17 protein-coding genes are annotated in these 24,776 nt (G+C 69.7%); 12 read left to right on the forward strand and 5 right to left on the reverse strand.

The window, feature by feature from the left end; translation table 11 throughout:
• Positions 1-22 precede the first annotated feature (22 nt).
• A complete protein-coding gene (locus TN53_RS04520) occupies positions 23-310 on the reverse strand; it encodes a hypothetical protein (protein ID WP_046257026.1) in 288 nt (95 codons plus the stop codon).
• A gap of 182 nt (positions 311-492) precedes the next feature.
• On the opposite strand from TN53_RS04520, the gene miaA reads away from it, so the two are divergent.
• The 4 genes from miaA (at position 493) to TN53_RS04540 (ending at position 5,419) form a co-directional block, all read left to right on the forward strand.
• A complete protein-coding gene (gene miaA, locus TN53_RS04525; RefSeq protein ID WP_046257027.1) occupies positions 493-1,431 on the forward strand; it encodes a tRNA (adenosine(37)-N6)-dimethylallyltransferase MiaA in 939 nt (312 codons plus the stop codon).
• 108 nt (positions 1,432-1,539) lie between these two features.
• The gene (locus TN53_RS04530) at positions 1,540-2,043 is read left to right on the forward strand and encodes a membrane protein (protein WP_046257028.1); all 504 of its coding nucleotides are present in this window, start codon (positions 1,540-1,542) and stop codon (positions 2,041-2,043) included.
• A gap of 99 nt (positions 2,044-2,142) precedes the next feature.
• A complete protein-coding gene (dapF, locus tag TN53_RS04535; protein WP_046257029.1) occupies positions 2,143-3,012 on the forward strand; it encodes a diaminopimelate epimerase in 870 nt (289 codons plus the stop codon).
• Between the two features lie 289 nt (positions 3,013-3,301).
• Positions 3,302-5,419 carry a RelA/SpoT family protein gene (locus tag TN53_RS04540; protein ID WP_046257030.1) on the forward strand — a complete coding sequence of 706 codons (2,118 nt, stop codon included), beginning with the start codon at positions 3,302-3,304 and terminating at the stop codon, positions 5,417-5,419.
• Between the two features lie 18 nt (positions 5,420-5,437).
• Here TN53_RS04540 and TN53_RS04545 read toward each other — a convergent pair whose 3' ends face one another.
• Entirely contained in the window at positions 5,438-5,938 is a 501-nt protein-coding gene (locus TN53_RS04545; RefSeq protein ID WP_046257031.1) for a hypothetical protein, read from the reverse strand.
• Positions 5,939-6,026: 88 nt separating this feature from the next.
• Between TN53_RS04545 and TN53_RS04550 the strand changes: the two genes are divergently transcribed.
• Together TN53_RS04550 and hflX are read left to right on the forward strand one after the other, a co-directional pair.
• Entirely contained in the window at positions 6,027-7,514 is a 1,488-nt protein-coding gene (locus TN53_RS04550) for a M1 family metallopeptidase (RefSeq protein WP_046257032.1), read from the forward strand.
• Between the two features lie 137 nt (positions 7,515-7,651).
• Positions 7,652-9,151: a GTPase HflX gene (hflX, locus tag TN53_RS04555; protein WP_046257033.1), complete on the forward strand. Its 1,500-nt coding sequence runs from the start codon at positions 7,652-7,654 to the stop codon at positions 9,149-9,151.
• A gap of 74 nt (positions 9,152-9,225) precedes the next feature.
• Here the strand turns inward: hflX and TN53_RS04560 are convergent, their stop codons facing one another.
• The gene (locus TN53_RS04560) at positions 9,226-10,428 is read right to left on the reverse strand and encodes a trypsin-like serine peptidase (protein WP_046257034.1); all 1,203 of its coding nucleotides are present in this window, start codon (positions 10,426-10,428) and stop codon (positions 9,226-9,228) included.
• A 214-nt stretch (positions 10,429-10,642) separates the two neighbouring features.
• On the reverse strand, positions 10,643-11,863 hold the full coding sequence (locus TN53_RS04565; RefSeq protein WP_046257035.1) for a trypsin-like serine peptidase: 1,221 nt from the start codon (positions 11,861-11,863) through the stop codon (positions 10,643-10,645).
• Positions 11,864-12,192: 329 nt separating this feature from the next.
• Between TN53_RS04565 and TN53_RS04570 the strand changes: the two genes are divergently transcribed.
• The 4 genes from TN53_RS04570 (at position 12,193) to TN53_RS04585 (ending at position 19,406) form a co-directional block, all read left to right on the forward strand.
• A complete protein-coding gene (locus tag TN53_RS04570) occupies positions 12,193-13,659 on the forward strand; it encodes a diaminobutyrate--2-oxoglutarate transaminase family protein (RefSeq protein WP_046257036.1) in 1,467 nt (488 codons plus the stop codon).
• Positions 13,660-14,115: 456 nt separating this feature from the next.
• Positions 14,116-16,002, forward strand: coding sequence for an IucA/IucC family protein (locus tag TN53_RS04575; RefSeq protein ID WP_095046298.1), 1,887 nt, complete (start codon positions 14,116-14,118; stop codon positions 16,000-16,002).
• Positions 16,003-16,067: 65 nt separating this feature from the next.
• Entirely contained in the window at positions 16,068-16,946 is an 879-nt protein-coding gene (locus TN53_RS04580; protein WP_046257037.1) for a GNAT family N-acetyltransferase, read from the forward strand.
• 483 nt (positions 16,947-17,429) lie between these two features.
• Complete coding sequence (locus TN53_RS04585) at positions 17,430-19,406, forward strand: ATP-dependent DNA helicase (protein WP_046257038.1); 1,977 nt, start codon at positions 17,430-17,432, stop codon at positions 19,404-19,406.
• A gap of 169 nt (positions 19,407-19,575) precedes the next feature.
• Here the strand turns inward: TN53_RS04585 and lexA are convergent, their stop codons facing one another.
• Entirely contained in the window at positions 19,576-20,355 is a 780-nt protein-coding gene (lexA, locus tag TN53_RS04590; protein ID WP_046257039.1) for a transcriptional repressor LexA, read from the reverse strand.
• A 564-nt stretch (positions 20,356-20,919) separates the two neighbouring features.
• Between lexA and nrdR the strand changes: the two genes are divergently transcribed.
• Positions 20,920-21,480, forward strand: a complete 561-nt coding sequence (nrdR, locus tag TN53_RS04595) for a transcriptional regulator NrdR (RefSeq protein ID WP_046257040.1) — start codon at positions 20,920-20,922, stop codon at positions 21,478-21,480.
• Positions 21,481-21,643: 163 nt separating this feature from the next.
• Positions 21,644-24,538, forward strand: coding sequence for a vitamin B12-dependent ribonucleotide reductase (locus tag TN53_RS04600; RefSeq protein WP_046257041.1), 2,895 nt, complete (start codon positions 21,644-21,646; stop codon positions 24,536-24,538).
• Positions 24,539-24,776: the final 238 nt, after the last annotated feature.

Below are 24,776 nucleotides of genomic sequence, written 5' to 3' on the forward strand. Positions count from 1 at the left end.
TTCACCTTCCCGCGCGGGGCAGTTACGTACGGGCGCCCTCGCCGGCCTCGCTGTCGGCCGCCTTCTCGGCGGATTGCTGCTTGGGGATGTCGACGCCTTCGGCGGCACCGGCCTCGACGGCCTCCGTCGCCGTCGGTTCTGCCGTGTCCCCGGCGTCGGTCCCGGCCGTGGCGTCCGCCTCGGCCGGCTCCTTCGCCTCTGCCGCCTTCTCCGCCTCGGGTTCGGCCGTCGGCGTGACGGCCTCTGCCTCGGCGGTTGACGCCTCCTCCGCAGCCTTTGACCTCCGGAGAAGTCGTGCGAAAACGCCCATATCCACTCCATACGTTACTCGTGCGGGGGAAATCCCGCGTTGCCCGGTGCGTCCGTTTGCGCCGCCCGGGACGCCGCCTCCCGAAACCGGCGGCGAAAACCTCGCAACAGGCAACGACCCCGCGCGCGTGCCGTCACGTAACTCGTTCGAGGCCATGCCCTGACGTTTGCGAGACTGGGGCGGTGAGCAGCGCACCCCCCGCCCCCCGCGTCATCGCCGTCGTCGGACCGACCGCGGCCGGAAAGTCCGATCTGGGCGTTTTCCTGGCCCGACGTCTCGGCGGCGAGGTCGTCAACGCCGACTCCATGCAGCTCTACCGAGGGATGGACATCGGCACCGCAAAACTGACGCCCGAGGAGCGCGACGACGTCCCGCACCACCTCCTGGACATCTGGGACGTGACCGTCACGGCCTCCGTCGCCGAGTACCAGCGACTCGCGCGCGAGCGCATCGACGCGCTGCTCGCCGAGGGACGCTGGCCGATCCTGGTCGGCGGTTCCGGCCTCTACGTCCGTGGCGCCGTCGACAACCTCGAGTTCCCCGGCACCGACCCCGAGGTCAGGGCCCGGCTCGAGGAGGAGCTCACGCTCCGCGGCTCCGGCGCGCTGCACGCCCGCCTGGCCGCCGCCGACCCCGAGGCAGGCCAGGCGATCCTGCCCAGCAACGGCCGCCGCATCGTCCGGGCCCTGGAGGTCATCGAGATCACCGGCAAACCCTTCACCGCCAACCTCCCCGGCCACGACTCGGTCTACGACACCCTCCAGATCGGCGTCGACGTGGCGCGCCCCGAGCTCGACGAGCGCATCGCGCGCCGGGTCGACCGGATGTGGGACGCGGGCCTGGTGGACGAGGTACGGGCGCTGGAGGCGCACGGGTTGCGCGAGGGGCGTACGGCCTCGCGCGCGCTCGGGTATCAGCAGGTGCTCGCGGCGCTCGCCGGGGAGTGCACGCTCGAGGAAGCGCGGGACGAGACCGTCCGTGCCACGAAGCGCTTCGCGCGCCGTCAGGATTCATGGTTCAGGCGCGATCCGCGGGTGCACTGGTTGAGTGGGGCTGCGGCGGATCTCACAGAACTTCCGCAGCTCGCGCTGGCGTTGGTCGAACGACCGGTCACAGCCTGATCACGTCCTGGCATCGGGACGCTCAGGCCGTCATCCGGCCCTCCGGCGCCGTGCCATCATCGAGCTTCGATCGACCAAGTGGAGTCCGAGTTGGGAGGGCGCGTGGCGATGGAGGCCGGCCCTCGCGACACCGCACAAGGCACCGAGCCCCTCACCGTCGACGGCGGTGAACCGGAGCAGGACGGAGACCGTCTGAGCCCCGACGGGCCCGACGACACGCAGGGCGGTGTGACCGCCGACGGTCCCGAGCCCGAGGAGATGTTCGCGGGCGGCCCGGAGGTCGAGGTCGAGCTGCGCCCGCAGCGCCGAATGCGTATCTGGCAGCTCGCGCCCATCGTCGCCCTGGCCGCGGTCGGCTCCCTGATGTTCGCCTTCCCGCTGGCCTTCGACTTCGGCGACAGCGGGGCCGTGATCGCCATGCTGGGCCTGCTGATCTGCTCCTGTGCGGCGGGGTGGGGCATGATGGCCGCCCGCCGGGTCGGTTACACATGGCCCGGGCTGCCGCAGCGGGGGTCCGGGCGACGTCCCGACTGGCGCGTGGTGCTGCTGTACGTCGTGATCGTGGCCGCGGTGATCGCGCTGGCCGTGTTCCGCGTGGCCCGGCTGCGCTGACCTTCACGCGCGCGTGGCGTGACGTACGACCACGTACGCGTGGAGACGGCGTACGGCTGTCCGTGACCTGGTGTCGTACCCACCCCGTACGATCGAGGAATGAGCACGCGGATCGCTTTCCTCAAGGGTCACGGCACCGAGAACGACTTCGTGATCGTCCCGGACCCCGAGAACGCCGTCGACCTCCCCCCGGCCGCCGTCGCCGCCCTGTGCGACCGCCGCGCCGGCATCGGCGGTGACGGCCTGCTGCACGTGGTGCGATCCGCCGCCCACCCGGAGGCGCAGGGCATGGCCGCCGAGGCGGAGTGGTTCATGGACTACCGCAACGGCGACGGCTCCATCGCGGAGATGTGCGGCAACGGCGTACGCGTCTTCGCGCGCTACCTCCAGCACGCCGGGTACATCACCGAGGGCGACCTGGCCGTGGCCACGCGCGGGGGCGTGAAGACCGTGCACCTCGCGAAGGACGGTGATGTCACCGTCGGCATGGGCACGGCCCGGCTCCCCGAAGGGGACGTCACCGTGAGCGTCGGCGAGCGCAGCTGGCCCGCGCGGAACGTGAACATGGGCAACCCGCACGCCGTGGCCTTCGTGGACGACCTCGCTCACGCGGGCAACCTGTACTCCCCGCCGCCCTTCAGCCCGGCCGCCGCCTACCCGGACGGGGTCAATGTGGAGTTCGTCGTCGACCGCGGCCCCCGTCACGTCGCCCTGCGCGTGCATGAGCGCGGCTCCGGCGAGACCCGGTCCTGCGGCACGGGCGCGTGCGCCGTCGCCGTGGCCACCGCTCGCAGGGACGGGGCCGACCCGGCCGTGACCGGGACCCCGGTGACGTACACCGTCGATGTGCCCGGCGGCACCCTCGTGATCACCGAGCGGCCCGACGGCGAGATCGAGATGACCGGCCCCGCGGTGATCGTCGCCGAGGGCGAGATCGAACCGGAATGGCTGGAAAGCGCGGTCCGCTGAGCGCGTGAATCATGGGGTCCGTCGGCTCCGGTCGCTGGGATCCGCAGCTCCAGGCATCCGGAGCGATTCGAATCGACGGACTGTCGCCGGGTCAGCTGGCGCGAAATCGTAAACCTCGGAATCGTCGCTCGAATGGGTGATCCGTTTCACGCTCGACGAGAGGCGGTCAGCCGCGCGTGGTGGGCTCGGTAGCATCAAGCACCGGCCCGGACGGGGGACCGATGCCATCCCCTGAGCCGTGTCCGCCCTGGGGCACCCCGTCCGCCGGTTGACGCAGCCGGAGGTGCCCATGAGTGCGGAGGCCACGAACCCCGCGACCCCAGGTCCGGTAACAGGGCCTGCGGCGCGCTGGCGGGCGCGGATCGACCTGCGCCGTCTGGGTCGCGCCGCCCTGCTCGGCCCCGCGACCCGCGACCGGCTGCCCGACGCCATCAGCCACGTCGTCGAGGCCCACCGAGCCCACCACCCCGACGCCGACCGCGACATCCTGCGCCGCGCCTACGTCCTGGCCGAGTCCTCGCATCGCGGCCAGATGCGCAAGAGCGGTGAGCCGTACATCACACATCCGCTGGCCGTGACCCTGATCCTCGCCGAACTCGGCGCCGAGACCACGACGTTGACGGCGTCACTGCTCCACGACACCGTCGAGGACACCGATGTGACGCTCGATCAGGTGCGGGAGCAGTTCGGTGAGGAGGTCCGCTTCCTCGTCGACGGTGTGACGAAGCTGGAGAAGGTCGACTACGGCGCCGCCGCCGAGCCCGAGACCTTCCGCAAGATGCTCGTCGCCACCGGCAACGACGTCCGTGTGATGTCGATCAAACTCGCCGACCGGCTGCACAACATGCGCACTCTCGGAGTGATGCGCCCCGAGAAGCAGGCGCGCATCGCCAAAGTCACCCGCGACGTCCTCATCCCGCTCGCCGAACGGCTCGGCGTGCAGGCGCTCAAGACCGAACTGGAAGACCTGGTCTTCGCGATCCTGCACCCCGAGGAGTACGAGCACACACGGGAGTTGATCGTCGACAACGCCTCCCGCGCCGACGACCCCCTCGCGGAGATCGCCGACGAGGTGCGCGGCGTCCTGCGCGACGCGGACATCCAGGCCGAAGTCGTCATCCGGCCCCGGCACTTCGTCTCCGTACACCGTGTGTCCCGCAAACGCGGCCGGCTGCGCGGCGCCGACTTCGGCCGGCTGCTGGTGCTGGTCAACGAGGACGCCGACTGTTACGGCGTGCTCGGCGAGCTGCACACCTGTCTGACGCCCGTCGTCTCGGAGTTCAAGGACTTCATCGCCGTACCGAAGTTCAACCTGTACCAGTCGCTGCACACCGCGGTCGCCCGCGGTGACGGCCAGGTCGCCGAAGTCCTCATCCGCACCCACCAGATGCACAAGGTGGCCGAGGCCGGCGTCGTCGCGCTCGCCAATCCCTACGCTCCTCCTACGGAGGAGTCCGCAGACGGCGAGCGCGAGGACCCCACGCGTCCTGGCTGGCTCTCCCGCCTCCTCGACTGGCAGGAGGCCGCACCCGACCCCGACACCTTCTGGTCCACCCTGCGCGAGGACCTCGCCCAGGACCGCGAGATCACCGTCTTCCGCCCCGACGGCGGCACGCTCGGCCTCCCCGAGGGGGCGACCTGTGTGGACGCGGCCTACGAGCAGTACGGCGAGGACGCGCACGCGTGCATCGGCGCCCGCGTCAACGGTCGGCTGGCGACGCTCAGCACCGTTCTGCGGGACGGCGACACCGTCCAGCTGCTCATGGGCCAGGACCCGGCCTCCGAGCCCTCCAGAGAGTGGCTGGAGCACGCGCACACGCCCGCCGCGCGGATCGCCATCCAGAGGTGGATCGCGACGCATCCCTCGCAGGAGGAGCCGCACGAGGTCGAGGAGCGCGATCCGGCCCCGCGCTCCGCCGTCGAAGCGCCGGCCGCGGACGGTCCCGCCGCCCGCCCGGGCACCGCCGATGTCCTCGTCGACCCGCCCGGTGCGACCGTACGGCTGGCCGGGTGCTGCACGCCCGTACCGCCCGACGACATCACCGGCTTCGCCGTGCGCGGGGGAGTGGTCACCGTGCACCGCGTCGGATGCGCCGCGGTGGCGCGTATGAAGGACGCGAGGCGCGCGGAGGTCGATGTGCGCTGGGGCGACACCACTGAGTGCCGGGTCACGCTCTTCGCCGAATCGTTCGGCCGCCCTCATCTGCTCGCCGACCTCACCGAGGCCATGGCACTCGAAGGCGCCGAGATCGTCTCGGCGACCGTCGAACCCCCCACCCAGCAGCGCGTCCGTCACACCTATACGGTCCAACTCCCGGACGCGGCACTGCTGCCCGCGCTCATGCGGGCGATGCGGAACGTCCCGGGTGTGTACGACGTGAGCAGGGCGCAGACGACGGGCGTGTGACGGGCTCGCCCTACCGAACTACCGCTCGAAGGCTGTCTCGGCGAAGGAGCAGCCGCCGCGCTCGGCGTGGCCCAGGACGAGGCGGGGCGAGAGCCGGGGCGGCTGCCGGACGTACTGGCGGAAGCCGGGGGCGCGGAACCTGAGGTCGAACGCCTGCCCCTCCAGGTGCCACAGCGGCGTGTCACTCCACCCGGGCCGGTCGTCCTCGGGCGTCAGCCGGTGCAGCGCGTCGAGCTCCAGGTTCACGCCCAGCCCTCTGAAGTCGAGATCCCCTTCGAGATCCCAGATGTCGTCGAAGACGAGCGTCGACGGCGCGATCCAGAAGCTGAAGTGCGTCTCCGGCGGGACCGGGTGGACCCAGCGGGTGATGTAGTCGAGATCGAACAGCAGGCGCGGCAGCACGTCATCGGTGCGCTGTACGTACATGCCGTGCACGGTGACGTCGTGCCACCCCATCTGCTCGAAATCGGCGTCGCTCCAGACCGCCTTCGTGAGTCCGGACTCCTCGTACACGTCCATGCCCGCATCCAACCAGGCCGTTACCCGTTCGGGTGGGCCGGGTGCGAGTCGTCGCCCCACGGCACGCGCGCGCTGGTAGCCGTGGTGCATGCTGCTCACCCCCCACGCCAGGAGCCCTCGCCGGCTGAAGGCGGCCGCGTTGCTCTCCTCCGCCGTCTGTCTCGTCGCCGCGAGCGCGCCCGACGCCCCGCTGGGCGTCGGCGACCGTCTCTTCCCGCACCTGGGCAACCCCGGGTACGACGTGGCGTCGTACGACCTCTCCTTCACCTATCCCGGCTCCAACAGCAAGCCGCTGAGGGCCGTCACCACGATCGACGCCTGGACGACCACCGAACTGGACCGCATTAACCTCGACTTCGCCCACGGCAAGGTCGATTCGGTCGAGGTGGACGGCGAGCCCGCCACGTTCACCGGCGCAGGCGAGGACCTGGTGGTCACGCCCGAGGAACCGCTGCCCGGAGGCAGTTGGATGCGGATCACCGTGAAGCACACCAGCGACCCCGTGTCCGCCCAGAACCGGGACGGCGGCTGGGTGCGGACCACGGACGGCCTCGCCATGGCCAACCAGGCCGACGCCGCCCATCTGGTGTTCCCGTGCAACGACCACCCCTCCGACAAGGCGATGTTCACCATCCGGGTCACCGCGCCCGACGGCTACACCGCCGTCGCGAACGGCCTGCCGGCCGGCGTGGACCGGGTCGCCGGGGAGACCACGTGGACGTACCGGACCCAGCACCCCATGGCCACCGAGCTCACCCAGGTGTCCATCGGCCGCTCCACCGTGCTGCACCGCACCGGCCCGCACGGACTGCCGGTCCGTGACGTCGTGCCCACCAAGCACCGCGAGGCGCTCGAACCCTGGCTGGAGAAGACCCCCGACCAGATCTCCTGGATGGAGAGCAAGGTCGGCCGCTACCCCTTCGAGACGTACGGGCTGCTCATGGCCGACGCCGACACCGGCTTCGAACTCGAGACGCAGACCCTCTCTCTCTTCGAGAGAGACCTGTTCACCCAGCCCGCCTACCCCAAGTGGTACGTCGAGTCGATCATGGTGCACGAACTCGCCCACCAGTGGTTCGGCGACAGCGTCAGCCCCCGTAACTGGTCCGACCTGTGGCTCAACGAGGGGCACGCCACCTGGTACGAGGCCCTGTACGCCGAGGAGAAGGCCGACAGGCCCATGGAGACGCGGATGAAGGCCGCGTACGGCGCCTCGGACCGCTGGCGCGCCGCGGGCGGACCGCCGGCCGCGCCCAAGGCGCCGAATCCCGGCCAGAAGATCAGCATCTTCCGTCCCAACGTCTATGACGGCGCCGCGCTGATCCTCTACGCCCTGCGCGAGGAGATCGGCCGCCCGGCTTTCGAGGGCCTGGAGCGGGCCTGGGTGAGCCGTCACGAGGACGGCGTCGCCACGACCGCCGACTTCGTCGCGCTCGCCGAGGAGATCTCGGGCCGCGACCTGGGGGGCTTCTTCCAGGACTGGCTCTACGGCGAGAAGACTCCGCCGATGCCGGGCCACCCGGACTGGAAATCGGTGGCGACGACGAAGGCGGCCACGGGGACAGCCGCGAAATAAGGCGATGACGAGACGGGCCGTGCCGTGCGACCATCTTCAGGTCGGCGCGGCACGGGACACGGGAATCTCCCGGGGTACTCGTGCGTTGTCACCAGTGACGGTCGCCGAATCGGCATCCCCAACGACGTAAGGACCCAATGACCTCCTCTTCATCCCCTTCCCAGGACTCGCAGCGCTTCGCGCACACACACCCCGAAGGTCTTCGGGCCGATGCCCTGATGGAAGAGGACGTCGCCTGGAGCCACGAGATCGACGGAGAGCGGGACGGCGACCAGTTCGACCGCTCCGAGCGCGCGGCCCTGCGCCGCGTGGCAGGCCTCTCCACCGAGCTCGAGGACGTCACCGAGGTCGAGTACCGCCAGCTCCGCCTGGAGCGGGTCGTGCTCGTCGGCGTCTGGACCTCGGGGACCGCGCAGGACTCGGAGAACTCCCTCGCGGAGCTCGCCGCCCTCGCGGAGACCGCGGGCGCGCTCGTGCTCGACGGCGTGATCCAGCGCCGCGACAAGCCCGACGCCGCCACCTACATCGGATCCGGCAAGGCCACCGAGCTCAGGGACATCGTCCTGGAGACCGGCGCCGACACCGTCATCTGCGACGGTGAGCTCAGCCCGGGCCAGCTCATCCACCTCGAAGACGTCGTCAAGGTCAAGGTCATCGACCGTACGGCCCTGATCCTCGACATCTTCGCCCAGCACGCCAAGTCCCGAGAGGGCAAGGCGCAGGTCGCGCTCGCGCAGATGCAGTACATGCTGCCGCGACTGCGCGGCTGGGGTCAGTCGCTGTCCCGTCAGATGGGCGGCGGCAAGGGAGGCGGCCTCGCCACCCGTGGTCCCGGTGAGACCAAGATCGAGACGGACCGGCGACGGATCCGCGAGAAGATGGCGAAGATGCGCCGGGAGATCGCGGACATGAAGACCGGCCGCGAGATCAAGCGCCAGGAGCGCAAGCGCAACAAGGTGCCGTCCGTGGCCATCGCGGGCTACACCAACGCCGGCAAGTCCTCGCTGCTCAACCGCCTCACCGGCGCGGGCGTGCTGGTCGAGAACTCCCTGTTCGCGACCCTCGACCCGACCGTGCGCCGGGCCGAGACCCCGAGCGGGCGGCTGTACACGCTGGCGGACACCGTCGGCTTTGTACGCCACCTGCCGCACCACCTGGTCGAGGCGTTCCGCTCCACCATGGAGGAGGTCGGCGAGTCCGACCTGATCCTGCACGTGGTGGACGGCTCGCACCCGAACCCGGAGGAGCAGCTGGCCGCCGTGCGCGAGGTGATCACGGACGTGGGCGCCACCCGCGTGCCCGAGATCGTCGTGATCAACAAGGCCGACGCGGCGGACCCGCTGACGCTCCAGCGGCTGATGCGGATCGAGAAGCGCTCCATCGCGGTCTCGGCCCGTACCGGCCAGGGCATCGAGGAACTGCTCGCCCTCATCGACAACGAGCTGCCGCGGCCGTCGGTCGAGGTCGAGGCGCTCGTGCCGTACACGCTCGGCAAGCTCGTCGCCCGTGCCCACACCGAGGGCGAGGTGATCTCCGAGGAGCACACCCCGGAGGGCACCCTGCTCAAGGTCCGGGTGCACGAGGAGCTGGCGGCGGATCTCGCGCCGTACGTGCCGGTGCCGGTGTCGGTCGCCTGACGGCCGTAGCTCGTCAGGAACGCCGTGATGGCCCGCCCCCTTTCTGCAGGGGGCGGGCCTTCAGCCTGCTCCGGTCACTGACCGCCGTACGTCTTGCTCATGCTCTGGTAGATCGCCTCGGCCTCCTGGCCCAGCTGCGGGCCGGCCAGCCAGGTGTTGTCGGCCGGGCCGATCGACGTGTTCGAGACCAGCTTGGTCTCGCCGTCCACCACCCGGAACCAGCCGCCGCCGGACGAACCGCCGGTCATCGTGCAGCCGATGCGGTACATCGTCGGCAGCGTCGTGCTGAGCGAGAGACGGCCCGGCTGGTCGATGCACTTGAACATCTTCAGACCGTTGTACGGCGCCGCCTGCGGGTAGCCCCAGGCGCCCATCTTGGCGACCTCGGTCGCGGACGGGGCGGAGAAGTCCACGTCCAACGCGGCTCCGACCGTCTCCTCCAGCGACTTGGCGCCGGACTCCGGCTTCACATGCAGCACCGAGTAGTCGTACGCGGCACCGGCACCGCCGGTCTCCGAGCCGCCCGCGATCCACTCGTTCGAGGTCGACGCCCAGTCCGCCCACCACTGGCCGTACGGCGCGATCTCGGAGGCGTTGGAATTCGTCAGCTGCGCCTCGGACTTGCCGTAGTCGTTGTAGGCCGGGACGAACATGATGTTGCGGTACCAGCCGCCGCCGTCGCCCGCGTGCACGCAGTGGCCGGCCGTCCACACCAGGTTCGACTTGCCCGGGTGGTTCACGTCCTTGACGACCGTGCCCGAGCAGACCGCCGCGCCCTCGGGAGTGTCGAAGAAGATCTTGCCGACCGGGGCCGCGTTCTCGTGGTACGGCGTCTTCTCGGCCGAGGCCTCGACGGGTGCCGGGTCCGGGTCGCTGACGCCCTGGTCGGCCGCCGCGTCCTTCGTCGAGTACGTCTTGTTGGCCTCCTTCGCGGACTTCATCCGCTCCGGCTTCCAGAGGCCCTCGATCACCGGGTTGACGAAGTCCTTGGCCTCACTCAGCCACTTGTCCTTGTCCCAGTCCTTCCAGGCGCCGTCCTTCCACTGGTCGACGTCGATGCCGTGCTCCTTGAGCTTGTCGGCGAGGTCGGCAGGGATCTGGACCTTGTCGTTGCCGCTGTCGGCGGCCTGGGACGTCGTGGCGCCCGCCTTGTCGCTCGCCGTGTCCGAGCCTTCGCAGGCGGTCGCGGTCAGCGCCAGGGCGGCGGCGAGGCCAGTGACGGCAAGAGCGGTGCGCCGCCTGCGACTCGGCGTCGCGGACGTACGTGTGGAACGCATGGTGCGGTAACCCCCGTTGGAGCGATTGGTGTTTCGAACTGCGGTGATGTCATGCGCGCGTCACTCGATCGAGGGGGGTCCGTGCACTGCGCGAACCCCCTTGTCACGCGACAACCCACTATGCCCGTGGAGTTGAGGGCGAACAGCGACGGGGCGGTGAAGGTTTTCGTGAGCCCGGTGAGCCCGGTGAACCGCCCCGTCGCCGCCGCCGTCGTCACTGACCGGCGAACTTCTCGCTGACCGAGTCGTACACGCCCTTGGCCACCTCACCCAGCCGCGGTCCGGCCAGCCAGCCCGCGGTCACCGGGCCGATCGAGGTGTTGGACACCAGCGCCGGCTTGCCGTCCGAACCGGTCGCGACCCAGCCGCCACCGGATGAACCGCCCGTCATGGTGCATCCGATGCGGTACATCGTCGGGTCCGAAGCGTTGAGCGACAGCCGACCCGGCTTGTCCTGGCACTGGTACAGCGTCTGGCCGTCGAACGGCTCCGCCGCCGGGTATCCGGTCGCCGTCATGCTCTGGATCTTCGTCGCGGCCGGAGCCTTGAAGTCCACCGGCAGGGCCGAACCGACCGTCTCCTCCAGCGACTTGCCGGTGCCGCCCTCCTCCGGCGTCACATGAAGCACGGAGAAGTCGTACGAGGCACCGTCACCGCCGGTCGTACCGCCCTGCTCGATCCACTGGTCCGAGGTCTGCGCCCAGTCACTCCACCACACACCGTACGGAGCGACCTCCTCCCGGGAGGCGCCCTCCAGCTCCGCGGTCGACAGGCCCTTGTCGTTGTACGACGGCACGAACGCGATGTTGCGGTACCAGCCGCCGCTCTTGCCCGCGTGGACACAGTGGCCCGCCGTCCACACCATGTTGGATTTGCCGGGGTTGGCCGGGTCCTGCACGACCGTTGCCGAGCAGACCATCTGTCCTTCGGGGGAGTCGAAGAACACCTTGCCCGCCTCGGGGACACTGTCGTGATACGTAGGCGATACGGCCTTCGCGTCCACCGGCGCAGGCTCCGGGTCGGTCACTCCCTGGTCACCGTCGAGGTCGCTGTCGTCGACTTCCTGGTCCGGCTCCTCGGCCTCCCGCATCCGGTCCGGGTCCCACAGGCCCTCGATGATCGGGTTGATGTAGTCCCCGGCCTCGCGCAGCCAGTCGTCCTTGCTCCAGTCCTTCCAGGCGCCGTCCTTCCACTCGTCGACGTCGATCCCGTGCTCCTTGAGCCGGTCCTTGATGTCGTCCGGGATGGTGATCTTCCCGTCGCCCGACGTGGCGGAGGCGGAGGACTCGCCGCCCGCCTCGGCGTCGCCCGAGTCGCAGGCGGTCGCCGTGAGCGCGAGCGCCGAGGCGAGAGCAACGGCGGCCAGCACGGGGGAGGTTCTGCGGCGCGCCCCCCCTTCCCGGCGGACGGTGGACAACGGCCGTATGGATCGCATGATCTGACTCCCCCTGAGGTGAACGAACTAGGCGCTGCGGCCGTGACCCCCACATCGACACCCCGGCGGCTCTGGTCCGTCCGGTGCCGTTCTCCTGTGTGCGCACGGCCTCTTGGAACGGCAACACACACTATGCGCTCGCTGTGGGGGACTCCCGACGGAACGGCAACGGTTCCGTCACGGCAAGGATCTTGAGGCAACCCGTAACCGGGTGAACCGTCCGGGGTTGGTAGCCGTGGGGGCCTGCTGTCTCTGAGCGGTCCCCTGTGCCCGTGGTGCGACTTCGGCTCGCCCGTGGGCGTGGGACGACGGCGGGAGGACGGCGAGACGTGGCCGAGTCTTCGTACGGCGGGTGCGTGTCCGCGGGGGCCCCGCGCCGACAGTCGGCACGCGAGTCGGCGGCGCGCACCTATGCGCGTGCCCTGCCGATCGTGCCCGTGCGGGCGCGTGGACTCACCATCGAGGGCGCGGACGGCCGCCGCTACCTGGACTGTCTCTCCGGCGCGGGGGCCCTGGCGCTCGGGCACAACCATCCCGTGGTGCTGGAGGCCATCCGCAAGGTCCTCGACTCGGGCGCGCCCCTGCACGCTCTCGACCTCGCGACCCCCGCCGAGGACGGCTTCGTCACCGAGCTGTTCCGCACTCTGCCGGCCGGTCTCGTCGACCACGCGCGCGTGCAGTTCTGCGGACCGGGTGGCACGGACGCGGTGGAGGCCGCCTTCAAGCTCGTCCGGGCGGCAACCGGGCGCACCGGCATGCTGGCCTTCACCGGCTCCCGCCACGCCATGAGCACCACGGCACTCGAAACGTCCCAGGAGGCGGCCGACGTCCGCGTCACGAGGCTGCCCTATCCGCAGGACTACCGCTGCCCGTTCGGCGTCTGCGGCACTTGCGGCGCCGAACTCGCCGCCCGCTGGACCGAGTCCCTCCTCGACGACCTCGATTCGGGTGCCGCCGGACCCGCCGGACTGATCGTCGAACCCGTACAGAGCGAGGGCGGAGTCATCCCCGCGCCGGACTCCTGGATGCGGCGCATACGGCAGATCACGGCAGCCCGCTCCATCCCCCTGATCGCCGACGAGGTCCACACCGGCGTCGGTCGCACCGGCGCCTTCTGGGCGGTGGAGCACAGTGGGATCGCCCCCGACGTGATGATCCTCTCCAAGGCCATCGGGGGCAGCCTGCCACTGGCCGTCCTGGTCTACCGCGACGACCTCGACCTCTTCGAACGCGGCGCCCCCACCGACACGTTCCGCGGCAACCAACTCGCCCTGGCCGCGGGCACCGCGACGCTCACGTACGCCCGCGAGAACGGACTCGCCGAGCGCGCGGCGGTGCTGGGGGCGCGGATGCTGTGCCGACTTCGGGATCTGGGGCAGCGGCTTTCGTGTGTGGGGGAGGTGCGCGGCAGGGGGTTGATGCTCGGGGTTGAGTTGGTGGATCCCGAGGTGGGGTTTCGGCAAGCTGAGGCTGAGGCCTGCCGGTGCGGGGCTGCCGAGAGCGCGGCCACCGATGCCCACCCTGCTGCTCCTGAACTCGCCGCCGCGGTCCAGCGGGAGTGTCTGCGACGCGGCCTCATCGTCGAACTCAGTGCCCGCCACGCGAGCGTCGTGCGCCTCCTGCCACCCCTGACCATCAGCGACGAGCAGGCGGACGCGGTGCTCGACAGGCTGTCCGACGCGGTGGAGGCGGTGGCTCGCGGCCACACCTCCCACGGCCAGACGGACACATCGGGACACGCACACCACCGTCACGGCAATCGCTCCGCACGCGTGGGACAGCCCGCCGGCCGATGACACGGATCGCCCGAACGCCCATACGCGCACCGCGGCTTGGACCAACCCCGACCCGCCGCTCCAGCTCCGAAAAGACATCACACCCCCACTCGACTCACCACCGACCAAGACGCCACAGACCGACGCACTCCCACCACCCGACATGACCCCGGCCCGCTCTCACGACCCAGAGCCCGCTCACGAGGAACAGCCTTGAACAGCACCTCCGCACCCGACGGCCCGGTCCACACACCCACCCGAGGCTCCTCCGTCACGGAGACTTCCCGGCAGCCCGAGCCCGGACCGACGGCCGCCGCGGCCCCTCGCCCGCACGAACGGGTTCCGGAACAGGGACGGGGTCCTCAGGAAAGGAAGGCCTCCAGCCGCGGCGATGGCCCTGGTCAGGAACGGGTTGCGGGACAGGTTCCTGGACAGGGCAGGCCCCCCGAGCCGGGAAGCCGTCAGAGCGTCGACCGGCTGCGGGGCACCCTCACGGAACCCCTGGACCATCCCGACCCGCACACCGTGGCCCAAGCCGCAGCCGTGGAGAACCTCCTGCGCTGCTGGGTGCGCGAAACCGACCTCCCCGCCCCCGCCGACGGCACCCTCCGCATCCCCCTGCCCGCCAGCGGCACCGCTCTGCTGGTCCCCGTCCACTACTGGTCCCCGACGGGATGGCACCGCTTCGGCCCTCCCCGCCTGGCTGACGTTCCCCCACAGGCCCCGACCGTCGACGCCGTCACGGTCGCGGCACTGCTCACCAGGGAGACGTCGAACGGGAGCCCCGACGCCCGAGCCCTGGCCGCGGTCTCCAGCCCGGCCCCCGTCACCGAGCCGGCCGCCGTCTGCGCCCCGGCGGGCCAAGCCACTTGCACACGTCTGGACGCCACCGCCGGCACCGACCTTGTCGCACGCGTAGCCGACTCCGTGCGCCGCACCGTCACCTTCATCGACGAGCGCAGAAGGCATCCCTCCGACGAGCCCGATCTCTTCCTCGCCGGCGAACAGGCCCTGGTGCTCGGACACCCCCTGCACCCCGCTCCGAAGAGCCGTGAGGGCCTCTCCGAGACTGAAGCACCTCTCTGCTCACCTGAGTTGCGCGGTTCCTTCCCCCTCCACTGGATCGCTGTCGCTCCCTCCGTACTCGCCACCGACTCGGCCTGGACCGAGCGTGGACGCCCCATCCCGGCGGCACAACTCACGGCACGCCTCGCCGAAACCGCAATGCCCCTGCCCGACGGCCATGCGGCCCTGCCGCTCCACCCCTGGCAGTTGCGGGAAGTCCGGCACCACCCCTCGACCGCGGCCCTGCTCGACGCCGGACTGCTCAGGGATCTCGGAGCACACGGCTCCGCGTGGTACCCCACCTCCTCCGTCCGCACGGTGTATCGCTCCGGTGCCCCCGCCATGCTCAAGCTCTCGCTGGGACTGCGCATCACCAACTCCCGCCGCGAAAACCTCCGTAAGGAACTTCACCGAGGCGTCGAGGTCCACCGTCTTCTGCGCAGCGGGCTCGCCGAGCACTGGCAGGCCTTTCACCCCGGCTTCGACATCGTCCGCGACCCGGCCTGGCTGGCCGTCGACGGGCTGGACGGCAACTCTGTGCCGGGACTCAATGTGATGATCCGGCACAACCCTTTCCGCCCCACGGACGACGTCTCCTGCGTCGCCGGGCTCGTCTCGCCCAGGCCCTACCCCCGGTCGGACAGCACCACGGGCGGTGGGACAGCCGACCCGTCGGCCACACGGTCCCGTCTCGCCGACGTCCTCGCACGCCTCGCCGACCGGACCGGTCGACCGCTGGGTGCCGTCGCCGCCGAGTGGTTCCTGCGCTATCTGGAGCAGGTCGTTCGTCCGGTGCTGTGGCTCGACGCGGAGGCGGGCATCGCCCTGGAGGCGCATCAGCAGAACACGCTGGTTCACGTGGACGGCGACGGTTGGCCCGTGGGAGGCCGTTACCGGGACAACCAGGGCTACTACTTCCGAGAGTCCCGACGCGCGGAACTCGACGCCAGGCTCCCCGGAATCGGCAAGGACAGCGACACATTCGTCTCCGACGAGGTCACCGACGAGCGATTTGCGTACTACCTCGGCATCAACAACGTCCTCGGTCTCATCGGTGCGTTCGGCTCCCAGCGCCTCGCCGACGAACGGCTGCTGCTCGCCGCCTTCCGCCGTTTCCTGAGCGAGGTCGCCTCCGGACCTTCCCGGCTGCGCACCTCACTGCCTGCCCGCCTGCTCGACTCCCCCGTTCTTCGTTGCAAGGCCAACCTCCTGACCCGACTGCATGGTCTCGACGAACTCGTCGGCCCGGTCGACACCCAGTCCGTGTACGTCACCATCGCCAACCCCCTGCACTCGTGATCACCGTCAACCCCCTTCATTCCTGAGGAACATGCCCCGACCCGTCTCCTGAGAGGAGCGTCGCCGTGCCTCCCACCGACGCGAGTGCCGACGCCGGTACCGTCCCCGCCGGCACCGATGCCGCAACCTGCACCAACCCCGGCCCGGCCGACGGCCACACCGCCTTCGGGGCCGGCCCGGGCGTCGCCGATGCCGATCCCCTCCGGGGTATCGACGCCGATCGAGCTTGGGGCTCCGACAGCGAGGACACCCTCGATCTGCGCCTGCCCGACGAACTTCTCGCGCTCATCGCGAACGAATCCTCCGACAACGGTGAGAAACGACGCGGCGCGCACGGCACGGCAGGGCCCGGCTCGACCACCCGGGCCCATGGCGATCTCCTCGACTGCGTGTCCTACTGGGGATCTGTGGCCACGCCCGTGGGGGTGTTCCACCTCGTCCCTGTCCAGGGCGAGCAAGACCTTGCGCTCATCAGCCGCTGGATGAACGACCCCGCCGTCGCGGAGTTCTGGCAGCTGTCAGGCCCCCGGAACCTGGCTGCGAACCACGTGCACGCCCAAGTCGCCGGAGATGGCCGAAGCGTCCCCTGCCTCGGCATGCTGGACGGTACGCCGATGAGCTACTGGGAGATCTACCGGGCCGACCTCGATCCCTTGGCCCGCCACTATCCCGCCCGACCTCATGACACGGGTATCCACCTCCTCATCGGTGCGGCCACGGACCGCGGACGAGGTCTCGGCAGCGCACTGCTCCGAGCCGTCGCCGACCTCGCGCTCGACAAGCGCCCTGCCTGCACCCGTGTCATCGCCGAACCCGCCATGCGAAACACCCCTTCTGTCTCCGCCTTCCTCAGCGCCGGCTTCCGGTTCTCCGCCGAAGTCGACCTGCCCGACAAGCGGGCCGCCCTCATGGTCCGAGACCGATGCCTGCGCGATCTGATGTGACACAACGTCGCATTGGTGTCACTTTTGGTACACCGCTCGTCCCGGCTCGGTTCCCACTCGCGCCGCACCTTTTTCACACTGGGGCGACATCGCCGTGCAGGGCCGGTGCAGGGCTCCGACCGGGCACCCCTGGACCAGCACTGGCCGTCTGTGCGCCGGTGCGCGCCTTCGACCGACACCGCTCGACCGGTCGGCACCCGGTAAGTCCGCGCTCAGCCGGTCCGCGCTTGAGTGTCCGACGGGCCCGCGCACAGCCGACCGATCCCATCCGTAATTGACCGATTCGGAACGAGCCTGACGTACTCCTCTCACATCCGAACCGATCTCAGCTCCGCACAGACTGAGAGTGACCCTGAATCGCCCAATCCCGGCCTCAAGCGAACCCATCCGATCCCCAGCCCCTCCCGCACCCGGCCTTGATCCCGCCCCTCGTCCCCCCTTGGCCTCTCGTTTGTCAGTGGTGGGCCGTAGGGTTGTCGCGCTATGACGAAGCCCTCACTCCCCGAACTCCTGGATGCCGCCGTCGCTGCCGTCGGCGGCATGGAGCGCCCAGGTCAGGTGACCATGGCCGAAGCCGTCGCGGAGGCGATCGACGACGGCTCCCATCTGCTGGTCCAGGCCGGCACCGGCACCGGAAAGTCGCTGGGCTATCTCGTGCCCGCGCTCGCGCACGGGGAGAGAGTCGTCGTGGCCACTGCCACGCTGGCCCTGCAGCGCCAGCTCGTGGAGCGGGACCTGCCACGGACGGTCGACGCGCTGCACCCTCAGCTCCGCCGCCGCCCGGAGTTCGCGATGCTCAAGGGCAGGTCGAACTACCTGTGTCTGCACCGCCTGCATGAGGGCATGCCGCAGGACGAGGAAGAGGGCCTCTTCGACCAGTTCGAGGCGGCCGCGCCCACCAGCAAGCTGGGCCAGGACCTGCTGCGACTTCGCGAGTGGTCGGACCGGACGGAGAACGGCGACCGCGACGACCTCACCCCGGGCGTCTCCGACCGGGCCTGGGCCCAGGTGTCGGTGTCGTCCCGGGAGTGCCTGGGTGCCACGAAGTGCGCGTACGGCGCGGAGTGCTTCGCCGAGATGGCCCGTGAGCGCGCCAAGCTCGCCGAGGTGGTCGTCACCAACCACGCGCTCCTCGCCATCGACGCCATCGAGGGCGCCCCGGTGCTCCCGCAGCACGAGGTACTGATCGTCGACGAGGCGCACGAACTGGTCTCTCGGGTCACCGGAGTCGCCACCGGCGAGCTCACCCCTGGGCAGGTCAACCGCGCGGTGCGCCGGGCGGCGAAGCTCGTCAACGAGAAGGCCGCCGACCAGCTACAGACCGCCGCCGAGGGCTTCGAGCGGCTGATGGAACTCGCGCTGCCGGGCCGCCTCGAGGAGATCCCGGAAGACCTCGGCTACGCCCTCATGGCTCTGCGCGACGCCGCCCGTACCGTCATCTCCGCCATCGGCGCCACCCGCGACAAGTCCGTCCAGGACGAGGACTCCGTACGCAAGCAGGCTCTGGCTTCTGTCGAGAGCGTGCACGACGTGGCGGAGCGGATCACCAACGGCTCCGAGTGGGACGTCGTCTGGTACGAACGTCACGACCGCTTCGGCGCCTCCCTGCGCGTGGCCCCCATGTCCGTGTCGGGCCTGCTGAGGGAGAAGCTCTTCGCGGACCGCTCCGTCGTCCTGACTTCGGCGACCCTGAAGCTGGGCGGCGACTTCAACGGCGTCGGCGCCTCCCTGGGACTGTCCCCCGAGGGCACCGAAGGAGACGACCTCCCGCAGTGGAAGGGCGTCGACGTCGGCTCGCCCTTCGACTACCCGAAGCAGGGCATCCTCTATGTCGCCAAGCACCTTTCGCGCCCCGCGCGGGACGGCGACCGCGCGGACATGCTCGACGAGCTCACGGAACTGATCCAGGCGGCCGGCGGTCGCACCCTGGGCCTGTTCTCCTCGATGCGGGCGGCCCAGCTCGCCGCTGAGGAACTACGCTCCCGCATCCCTGAGTTCCCGATCCTTCTCCAGGGCGAGGAGACCCTCGGTGAGCTGATCAAGAACTTCGCGGCAGACCCGAAGACATGCCTGTTCGGCACGCTGTCGCTCTGGCAGGGCGTCGACGTCCCCGGCCCCAGCTGCCAGCTGGTCGTCATGGACAAGATCCCGTTCCCGCGCCCCGACGACCCGCTCATGAGCGCCCGGCAGAAGGCGGTGGAGGACGCAGGCGGCAACGGCTTCATGGCGGTCGCCGCCACGCACGCGGCGCTGCTCATGGCGCAGGGCGCCGGCCGTCTCGTGCGGGCGTCGGGGGACCGAGGTGTGGTTGCCGTACTGGATCAGCGGCTCGCCACCGCGCGGTACGGGAGCTATCTGAAGGCGTCGCTGCCCGACTTCTGGTACACGACGGACCGTAACCAGGTCCGGAAGTCGCTGGCCGCGATCGACGCGGCGGCGAAGCCGGGCGAAGCGGAATAAGAGCTGGCGTGGCCTGACCAGCGCCGGTCTGGCCACCCACGCCCTGGGAAGACACCGGTCGCCTGGACCGCCGCAGGGCGCCCGCACAGCACTGGGCCCCGGAACCGGCGCAGAGGTCCCGGGGCCCGGTCAGAAGGCGGACCTCGAAGTGGTCCGCCCGCCGCAGCCGTCACACGCGGCGCAGAACTGCCACCACCTTGCCGAGGATGGTCGCGTCATCGCCGGGGATCGGCTCGTACGCGGCGTTGTGCGGGAGCAGCCAGACATGGCCGTCCTCGCGCTTGAAGCGCTTGACGGTGGCCTCGCCGTCGAGCATCGCGGCCACGATGTCGCCGTTCTCGGCGACAGGCTGACGGCGGACCGTGACCCAGTCGCCGTCGCAGATCGCAGCCTCGATCATGGAGTCGCCGACGACCTTCAGGACGAACAACTCGCCGTCACCGACGAGCTGTCGGGGGAGCGGGAACACGTCCTCGACGGACTCCTCCGCGAGGATCGGGCCACCGGCGGCGATACGGCCCACCAGCGGGACGTAGGACGCTGCGGGCTTGCCGGCGGTGTCTGTGGGCTGCGCGGAGGCGGCCTGGTCGGAACCGCGCACCTCGTATGCGCGCGGGCGGTGCGGGTCGCGGCGCAGGAAGCCCTTGCGCTCCAGTGCCATCAGTTGGTGTGCGACCGAGGAGGTGCTGGAGAGGCCGACGGCCTGTCCGATCTCCCGCATCGACGGCGGGTAGCCCCGCCGCTGCACGGAGTCCCTGATGACCTCGATCACCCGGCGCTGCCGGTCGGTGAGCCCCGAGCTGTCCGCCCGGATGCCTGGCGGTCGGCCCGGCAAGGAGCGCTTGTGCCCCTCGGGATTCGTGGCTTCGTTCATCGCATGCACCGGCTCGAGTCGGCCCTGGGAGCGGTCCTGGGCAGTGATGGTGGCACTGTCTGCGGTGGTGGTCACGTCGGCCCCTCTCGATGGTCTCCCTGCTGGACAACGGTAGTTGCTTTCGAAAGGTTGCGCCAAACACACGTTCGAGTGAAAAATCGCGGATTGCCTGCCGCGATCATGTGTCTGGGTGTATGGCTAACGTGATGTCCAGCGGACAAAAGGGCCCTTTGTTGTACTCTTCGCCGCCGAGGTGGGGACCTCATGGGTTGTTGCCCCAGTCTGCCATCCGGTGCTCCGGCGACAGGGCCCCGGTCCTCATCTGCGCGGGAGTCCCACGTCCCCTCCGTGCGGTGCCCACGCTATCTCCGCATGCGCCGCAGCGGTACGCCTGTGCACGAGCGTCCCCGGCGTGGCGGCGTGGTCGTGCGGCACATGCCAATACGGGCGGGACGCGCGCGTACGGCGTGTTTGTGGAGCCGATCCCTACATCTAGTGCTTGGATTGCTACAGCAGCCCAGAAGTTGTGGTCCCCCGGGTCTTCGGGCCCTCGGCGATCGCCTATGCTTGGGGCTGCTTCGAGGGGCCCAAGAGGCCCAGCGAGGCTATTGATTCTGCTGTGAGGAGGGTTGGGACTTCATGCACTGCCCCTTCTGCAGGCACCCCGACAGCCGCGTCGTCGACAGTCGTACGACCGACGACGGCACGTCGATCCGCAGGCGCCGCCAGTGTCCGGACTGCTCCCGTCGTTTCACGACCGTGGAGACGTGTTCGCTCATGGTGGTCAAGCGGTCCGGGGTCACCGAGCCTTTCAGTCGTACCAAGGTCATCAACGGCGTGCGCAAGGCATGCCAGGGACGACCTGTCACCGAGGACGCGCTCGCTCAACTCGGCCAACGGGTCGAGGAGGCGGTGCGGGCCACCGGGAGCGCCGAGCTGACCACCCATGACGTGGGTCTGGCCATACTCGGCCCGTTGCAGGAGCTCGACCTGGTCGCCTATCTGCGATTCGCCTCCGTCTACCGGGCGTTCGACTCGCTCGAGGACTTCGAGGCCGCCATCGTGGAGCTCAGGCAATCGGCGGGACGCCCCGTTGCGGACGACGAGGACCGCGAAGGTGCTGTCACGGGGAGCCAGGAAGACGACCGCGGGTCGGGAGAGGCCGCTCAGGTCCCCGAGCCCGCAGGCGCCGCCGACTGATCGGCGGGTCGGCCCGGTCGCAGACACCGGGGCCGGCCGGACGGCGGCGAACTTAGACCTGTTGCGGGCGGCAGCGAGAGGGTGCCCGCAACACCAGACAGAACACCGTGCCACGGGAACATCGGGGCACTTCAGGGCGTTTTAGCCCGTAGAGGGAGGCGGCATGACAGAGACGGCGAGCGGTCCGGCACGGAGTTCCCGTGCCAAGGGCACCAAGGCGACCAAGGGGCTGCGTATCGAGCGCATCCACACCACCCCCGGCGTGCACCCGTACGACGAGGTGGCCTGGGAGCGCCGTGACGTCGTCATGACCAACTGGCGCGACGGCTCGGTCAACTTCGAGCAGCGTGGCGTCGAGTTCCCCGACTTCTGGTCGGTGAACGCGGTCAACATCGTCACCAGCAAGTACTTCCGCGGTGCCGTGGGCACCCCGCAGCGCGAGACCGGCCTCAGGCAGCTGATCGACCGCATCGTGAAGACGTATCGGAAGGCCGGCGAGGACTACAAGTACTTCGCCTCGCCCGCCGACGCCGAGATCTTCGAGCACGAGTTGGCGTACGCGCTCCTGCACCAGATCTTCAGCTTCAACTCCCCGGTGTGGTTCAACGTCGGTACGCCCCAGCCGCAGCAGGTCTCGGCCTGCTTCATCCTGGCCGTCGACGACTCCATGGAGTCGATCCTCGACTGGTACAAGGAAGAAGGCATGATCTTCAAGGGCGGCTCCGGTGCCGGCCTGAACCTCTCCCGGATCCGCTCCTCCAAGGAGCTGCTGTCCTCCGGCGGCAACGCCTCGGGTCCCGTCTCCTTCATGCGCGGTGCCGACGCCTCCGCAGGAACGATCAAGTCCGGTGGTGCCACCCGTCGCGCCGCCAAGATGGTCATCCTCGACGTCGACCACCCCGACATCGAGGACTTCATCGAGACCAAGGTGAAGGAAGAGGAGAAGATCCGCGCCCTGCGTGACGCGGGCTTCGACATGGACCTGGGCGGCGACGACATCACGTCGGTCCAGTACCAGAACGCCAACAACTCGGTCCGTGTGAACGACACGTTCATGAAGGCCGTGGAGACGGGCGGCAAGTTCGGCCTGACGTCCCGTATGACCGGCGAGGTCATCGAAGAGGTCGACGCCAAGAGCCTGTTCCGCAAGATGGCCGAGGCGGCCTGGGCCTGCGCCGACCCGGGCATCCAGTACGACGACACCATCAACCACTGGCACACCTGCCCGGAGTCCGGCCGTATCAACGGCTCGAACCCCTGCAGCGAGTACATGCACCTGGACAACACGTCCTGCAACCTCGCCTCGCTGAACCTGATGAAGTTCCTCAAGGACGACGGCAAGGGCCACCAGTCCTTCGAGGTCGAGCGCTTCGCCAAGGTCGTCGAGCTCGTCATCACCGCGATGGACATCTCCATCTGCTTCGCGGACTTCCCGACGCAGAAGATCGGTGAGAACACACGCGCGTTCCGCCAGCTCGGCATCGGCTACGCCAACCTCGGCGCCCTGCTGATGGCGACCGGCCACGCGTACGACTCGGACGGCGGCCGCGCCCTCGCCGGTGCCATCACCTCCCTGATGACCGGCACGTCGTACAAGCGTTCCGCCGAACTCGCCGCGGTCGTCGGCCCGTACGACGGCTACGCCCGCAACGCGCAGCCGCACCTGCGGGTCATGAAGCAGCACGCGGACGAGAACACCAAGGCCGTCCGCGTGGACGACCTGGACACGCCGATCTGGGCCGCCGCCACGGAGTCCTGGCAGGACGTGCTGCGTGTCGGTGAGAAGAACGGTTTCCGTAACGCCCAGGCGTCCGTCATCGCGCCGACCGGCACCATCGGTCTCGCGATGTCCTGCGACACCACCGGCCTCGAGCCCGACCTCGCCCTGGTCAAGTTCAAGAAGCTGGTCGGCGGCGGCTCGATGCAGATCGTCAACGGCACCGTCCCCCAGGCCCTGCGCCGCCTGGGTTACCAGGAGGAGCAGATCGAGGCGATCGTCGCCCACATCGCCGAGAACGGCAATGTCGTCGACGCTCCGGGCCTCAAGCACGAGCACTACGAGGTCTTCGACTGCGCGATGGGCGAGCGCTCCATCTCCGCGATGGGCCACGTCCGGATGATGGCCGCGATCCAGCCCTGGATCTCCGGCGCGCTCTCCAAGACGGTCAACCTGCCGGAGACGGCGACCGTCGAAGACGTCGAAGAGGTCTACTTCGAGGCCTGGAAGATGGGCGTCAAGGCGCTCGCCATCTACCGCGACAACTGCAAGGTCGGCCAGCCTCTCTCCGCGAAGACCAAGGAGAAGGAGAAGGTCGAGGTCACGGCGAAGGCCGAGGCGACCATCCGCGAGACGGTCGAGAAGGTCGTCGAGTACCGCCCGGTCCGCAAGCGCCTCCCCAAGGGCCGTCCCGGCATCACGACGTCCTTCACGGTCGGCGGCGCCGAGGGCTACATGACCGCCAACTCCTACCCGGACGACGGTCTCGGCGAGGTCTTCCTGAAGATGTCCAAGCAGGGCTCCACCCTCGCGGGCATGATGGACGCCTTCTCCATCGCGGTGTCCGTCGGCCTCCAGTACGGCGTGCCGCTGGAGACGTACGTCTCCAAGTTCACCAACATGCGCTTCGAGCCGGCCGGTATGACGGACGACCCGGACGTGCGGATGGCGCAGTCGATCGTCGACTACATCTTCCGCCGCCTGGCGCTCGACTTCCTGCCCTTCGAGACGCGCTCCGCGCTCGGCATCCACTCCGCAGAGGAGCGTCAGCGCCACCTGGAGACCGGTTCGTACGAGCCGTCCGACGACGAGATGGACGTCGAGGGGCTGGCCCAGTCGGCTCCGCGCGCCCAGGAACTGAAGGCCGTCGTCACCCCCAAGGCCGAGGTCGAGGCGGCCAAGCCCGCCCCGAAGCAGGCCCACACCAGCGCCGAGCTGGTGGAGATGCAGCTGGGCATCCAGGCCGACGCCCCGCTCTGCTTCTCCTGCGGTACGAAGATGCAGCGGGCCGGTTCCTGCTACATCTGCGAGGGCTGCGGCTCGACCAGCGGTTGCAGCTGATCCGGAGCACATGACCAGGTGAGGGCGGTGGAGCCGGAACCGGCTCCACCGCCCCTTGCCGTTCAGGGGGCCGCGATGCCAGGCCCCTCGGCGTGATCAAGAGAACGGCAGGCACCCGACGTCGATGTGGTGTACCACGTCGGGCGGCGTTGCGTCGCGCATATCTCGTGCTGCTCGACCGTGCGGACTGGTGCGAGACTGCCCGAGCCGGACTCGTTGCCGGTGACGGGGGGTTGAC

This window comes from Streptomyces sp. WM6386, assembly GCF_000972385.1.
In the GTDB taxonomy this organism is placed as follows: domain Bacteria; phylum Actinomycetota; class Actinomycetes; order Streptomycetales; family Streptomycetaceae; genus Streptomyces.

Coding starts and splice junctions, on each gene's coding strand:
- TN53_RS04520 (WP_046257026.1), bottom strand. CDS start 310: ATGGGCGTTTTCGCACGACTTCTCCGGAGGTCAAAGGCTGCGGAGGAG.
- TN53_RS04560 (WP_046257034.1), bottom strand. CDS start 10,428: ATGCGTTCCACACGTACGTCCGCGACGCCGAGTCGCAGGCGGCGCACC.
- TN53_RS04530 (WP_046257028.1), top strand. CDS start 1,540: ATGGAGGCCGGCCCTCGCGACACCGCACAAGGCACCGAGCCCCTCACC.
- TN53_RS04565 (WP_046257035.1), bottom strand. CDS start 11,863: ATGCGATCCATACGGCCGTTGTCCACCGTCCGCCGGGAAGGGGGGGCG.
- dapF (WP_046257029.1), top strand. CDS start 2,143: ATGAGCACGCGGATCGCTTTCCTCAAGGGTCACGGCACCGAGAACGAC.
- TN53_RS04545 (WP_046257031.1), bottom strand. CDS start 5,938: ATGGACGTGTACGAGGAGTCCGGACTCACGAAGGCGGTCTGGAGCGAC.
- nrdR (WP_046257040.1), top strand. CDS start 20,920: ATGCACTGCCCCTTCTGCAGGCACCCCGACAGCCGCGTCGTCGACAGT.
- TN53_RS04540 (WP_046257030.1), top strand. CDS start 3,302: ATGAGTGCGGAGGCCACGAACCCCGCGACCCCAGGTCCGGTAACAGGG.
- hflX (WP_046257033.1), top strand. CDS start 7,652: ATGACCTCCTCTTCATCCCCTTCCCAGGACTCGCAGCGCTTCGCGCAC.
- TN53_RS04550 (WP_046257032.1), top strand. CDS start 6,027: ATGCTGCTCACCCCCCACGCCAGGAGCCCTCGCCGGCTGAAGGCGGCC.
- TN53_RS04585 (WP_046257038.1), top strand. CDS start 17,430: ATGACGAAGCCCTCACTCCCCGAACTCCTGGATGCCGCCGTCGCTGCC.
- TN53_RS04600 (WP_046257041.1), top strand. CDS start 21,644: ATGACAGAGACGGCGAGCGGTCCGGCACGGAGTTCCCGTGCCAAGGGC.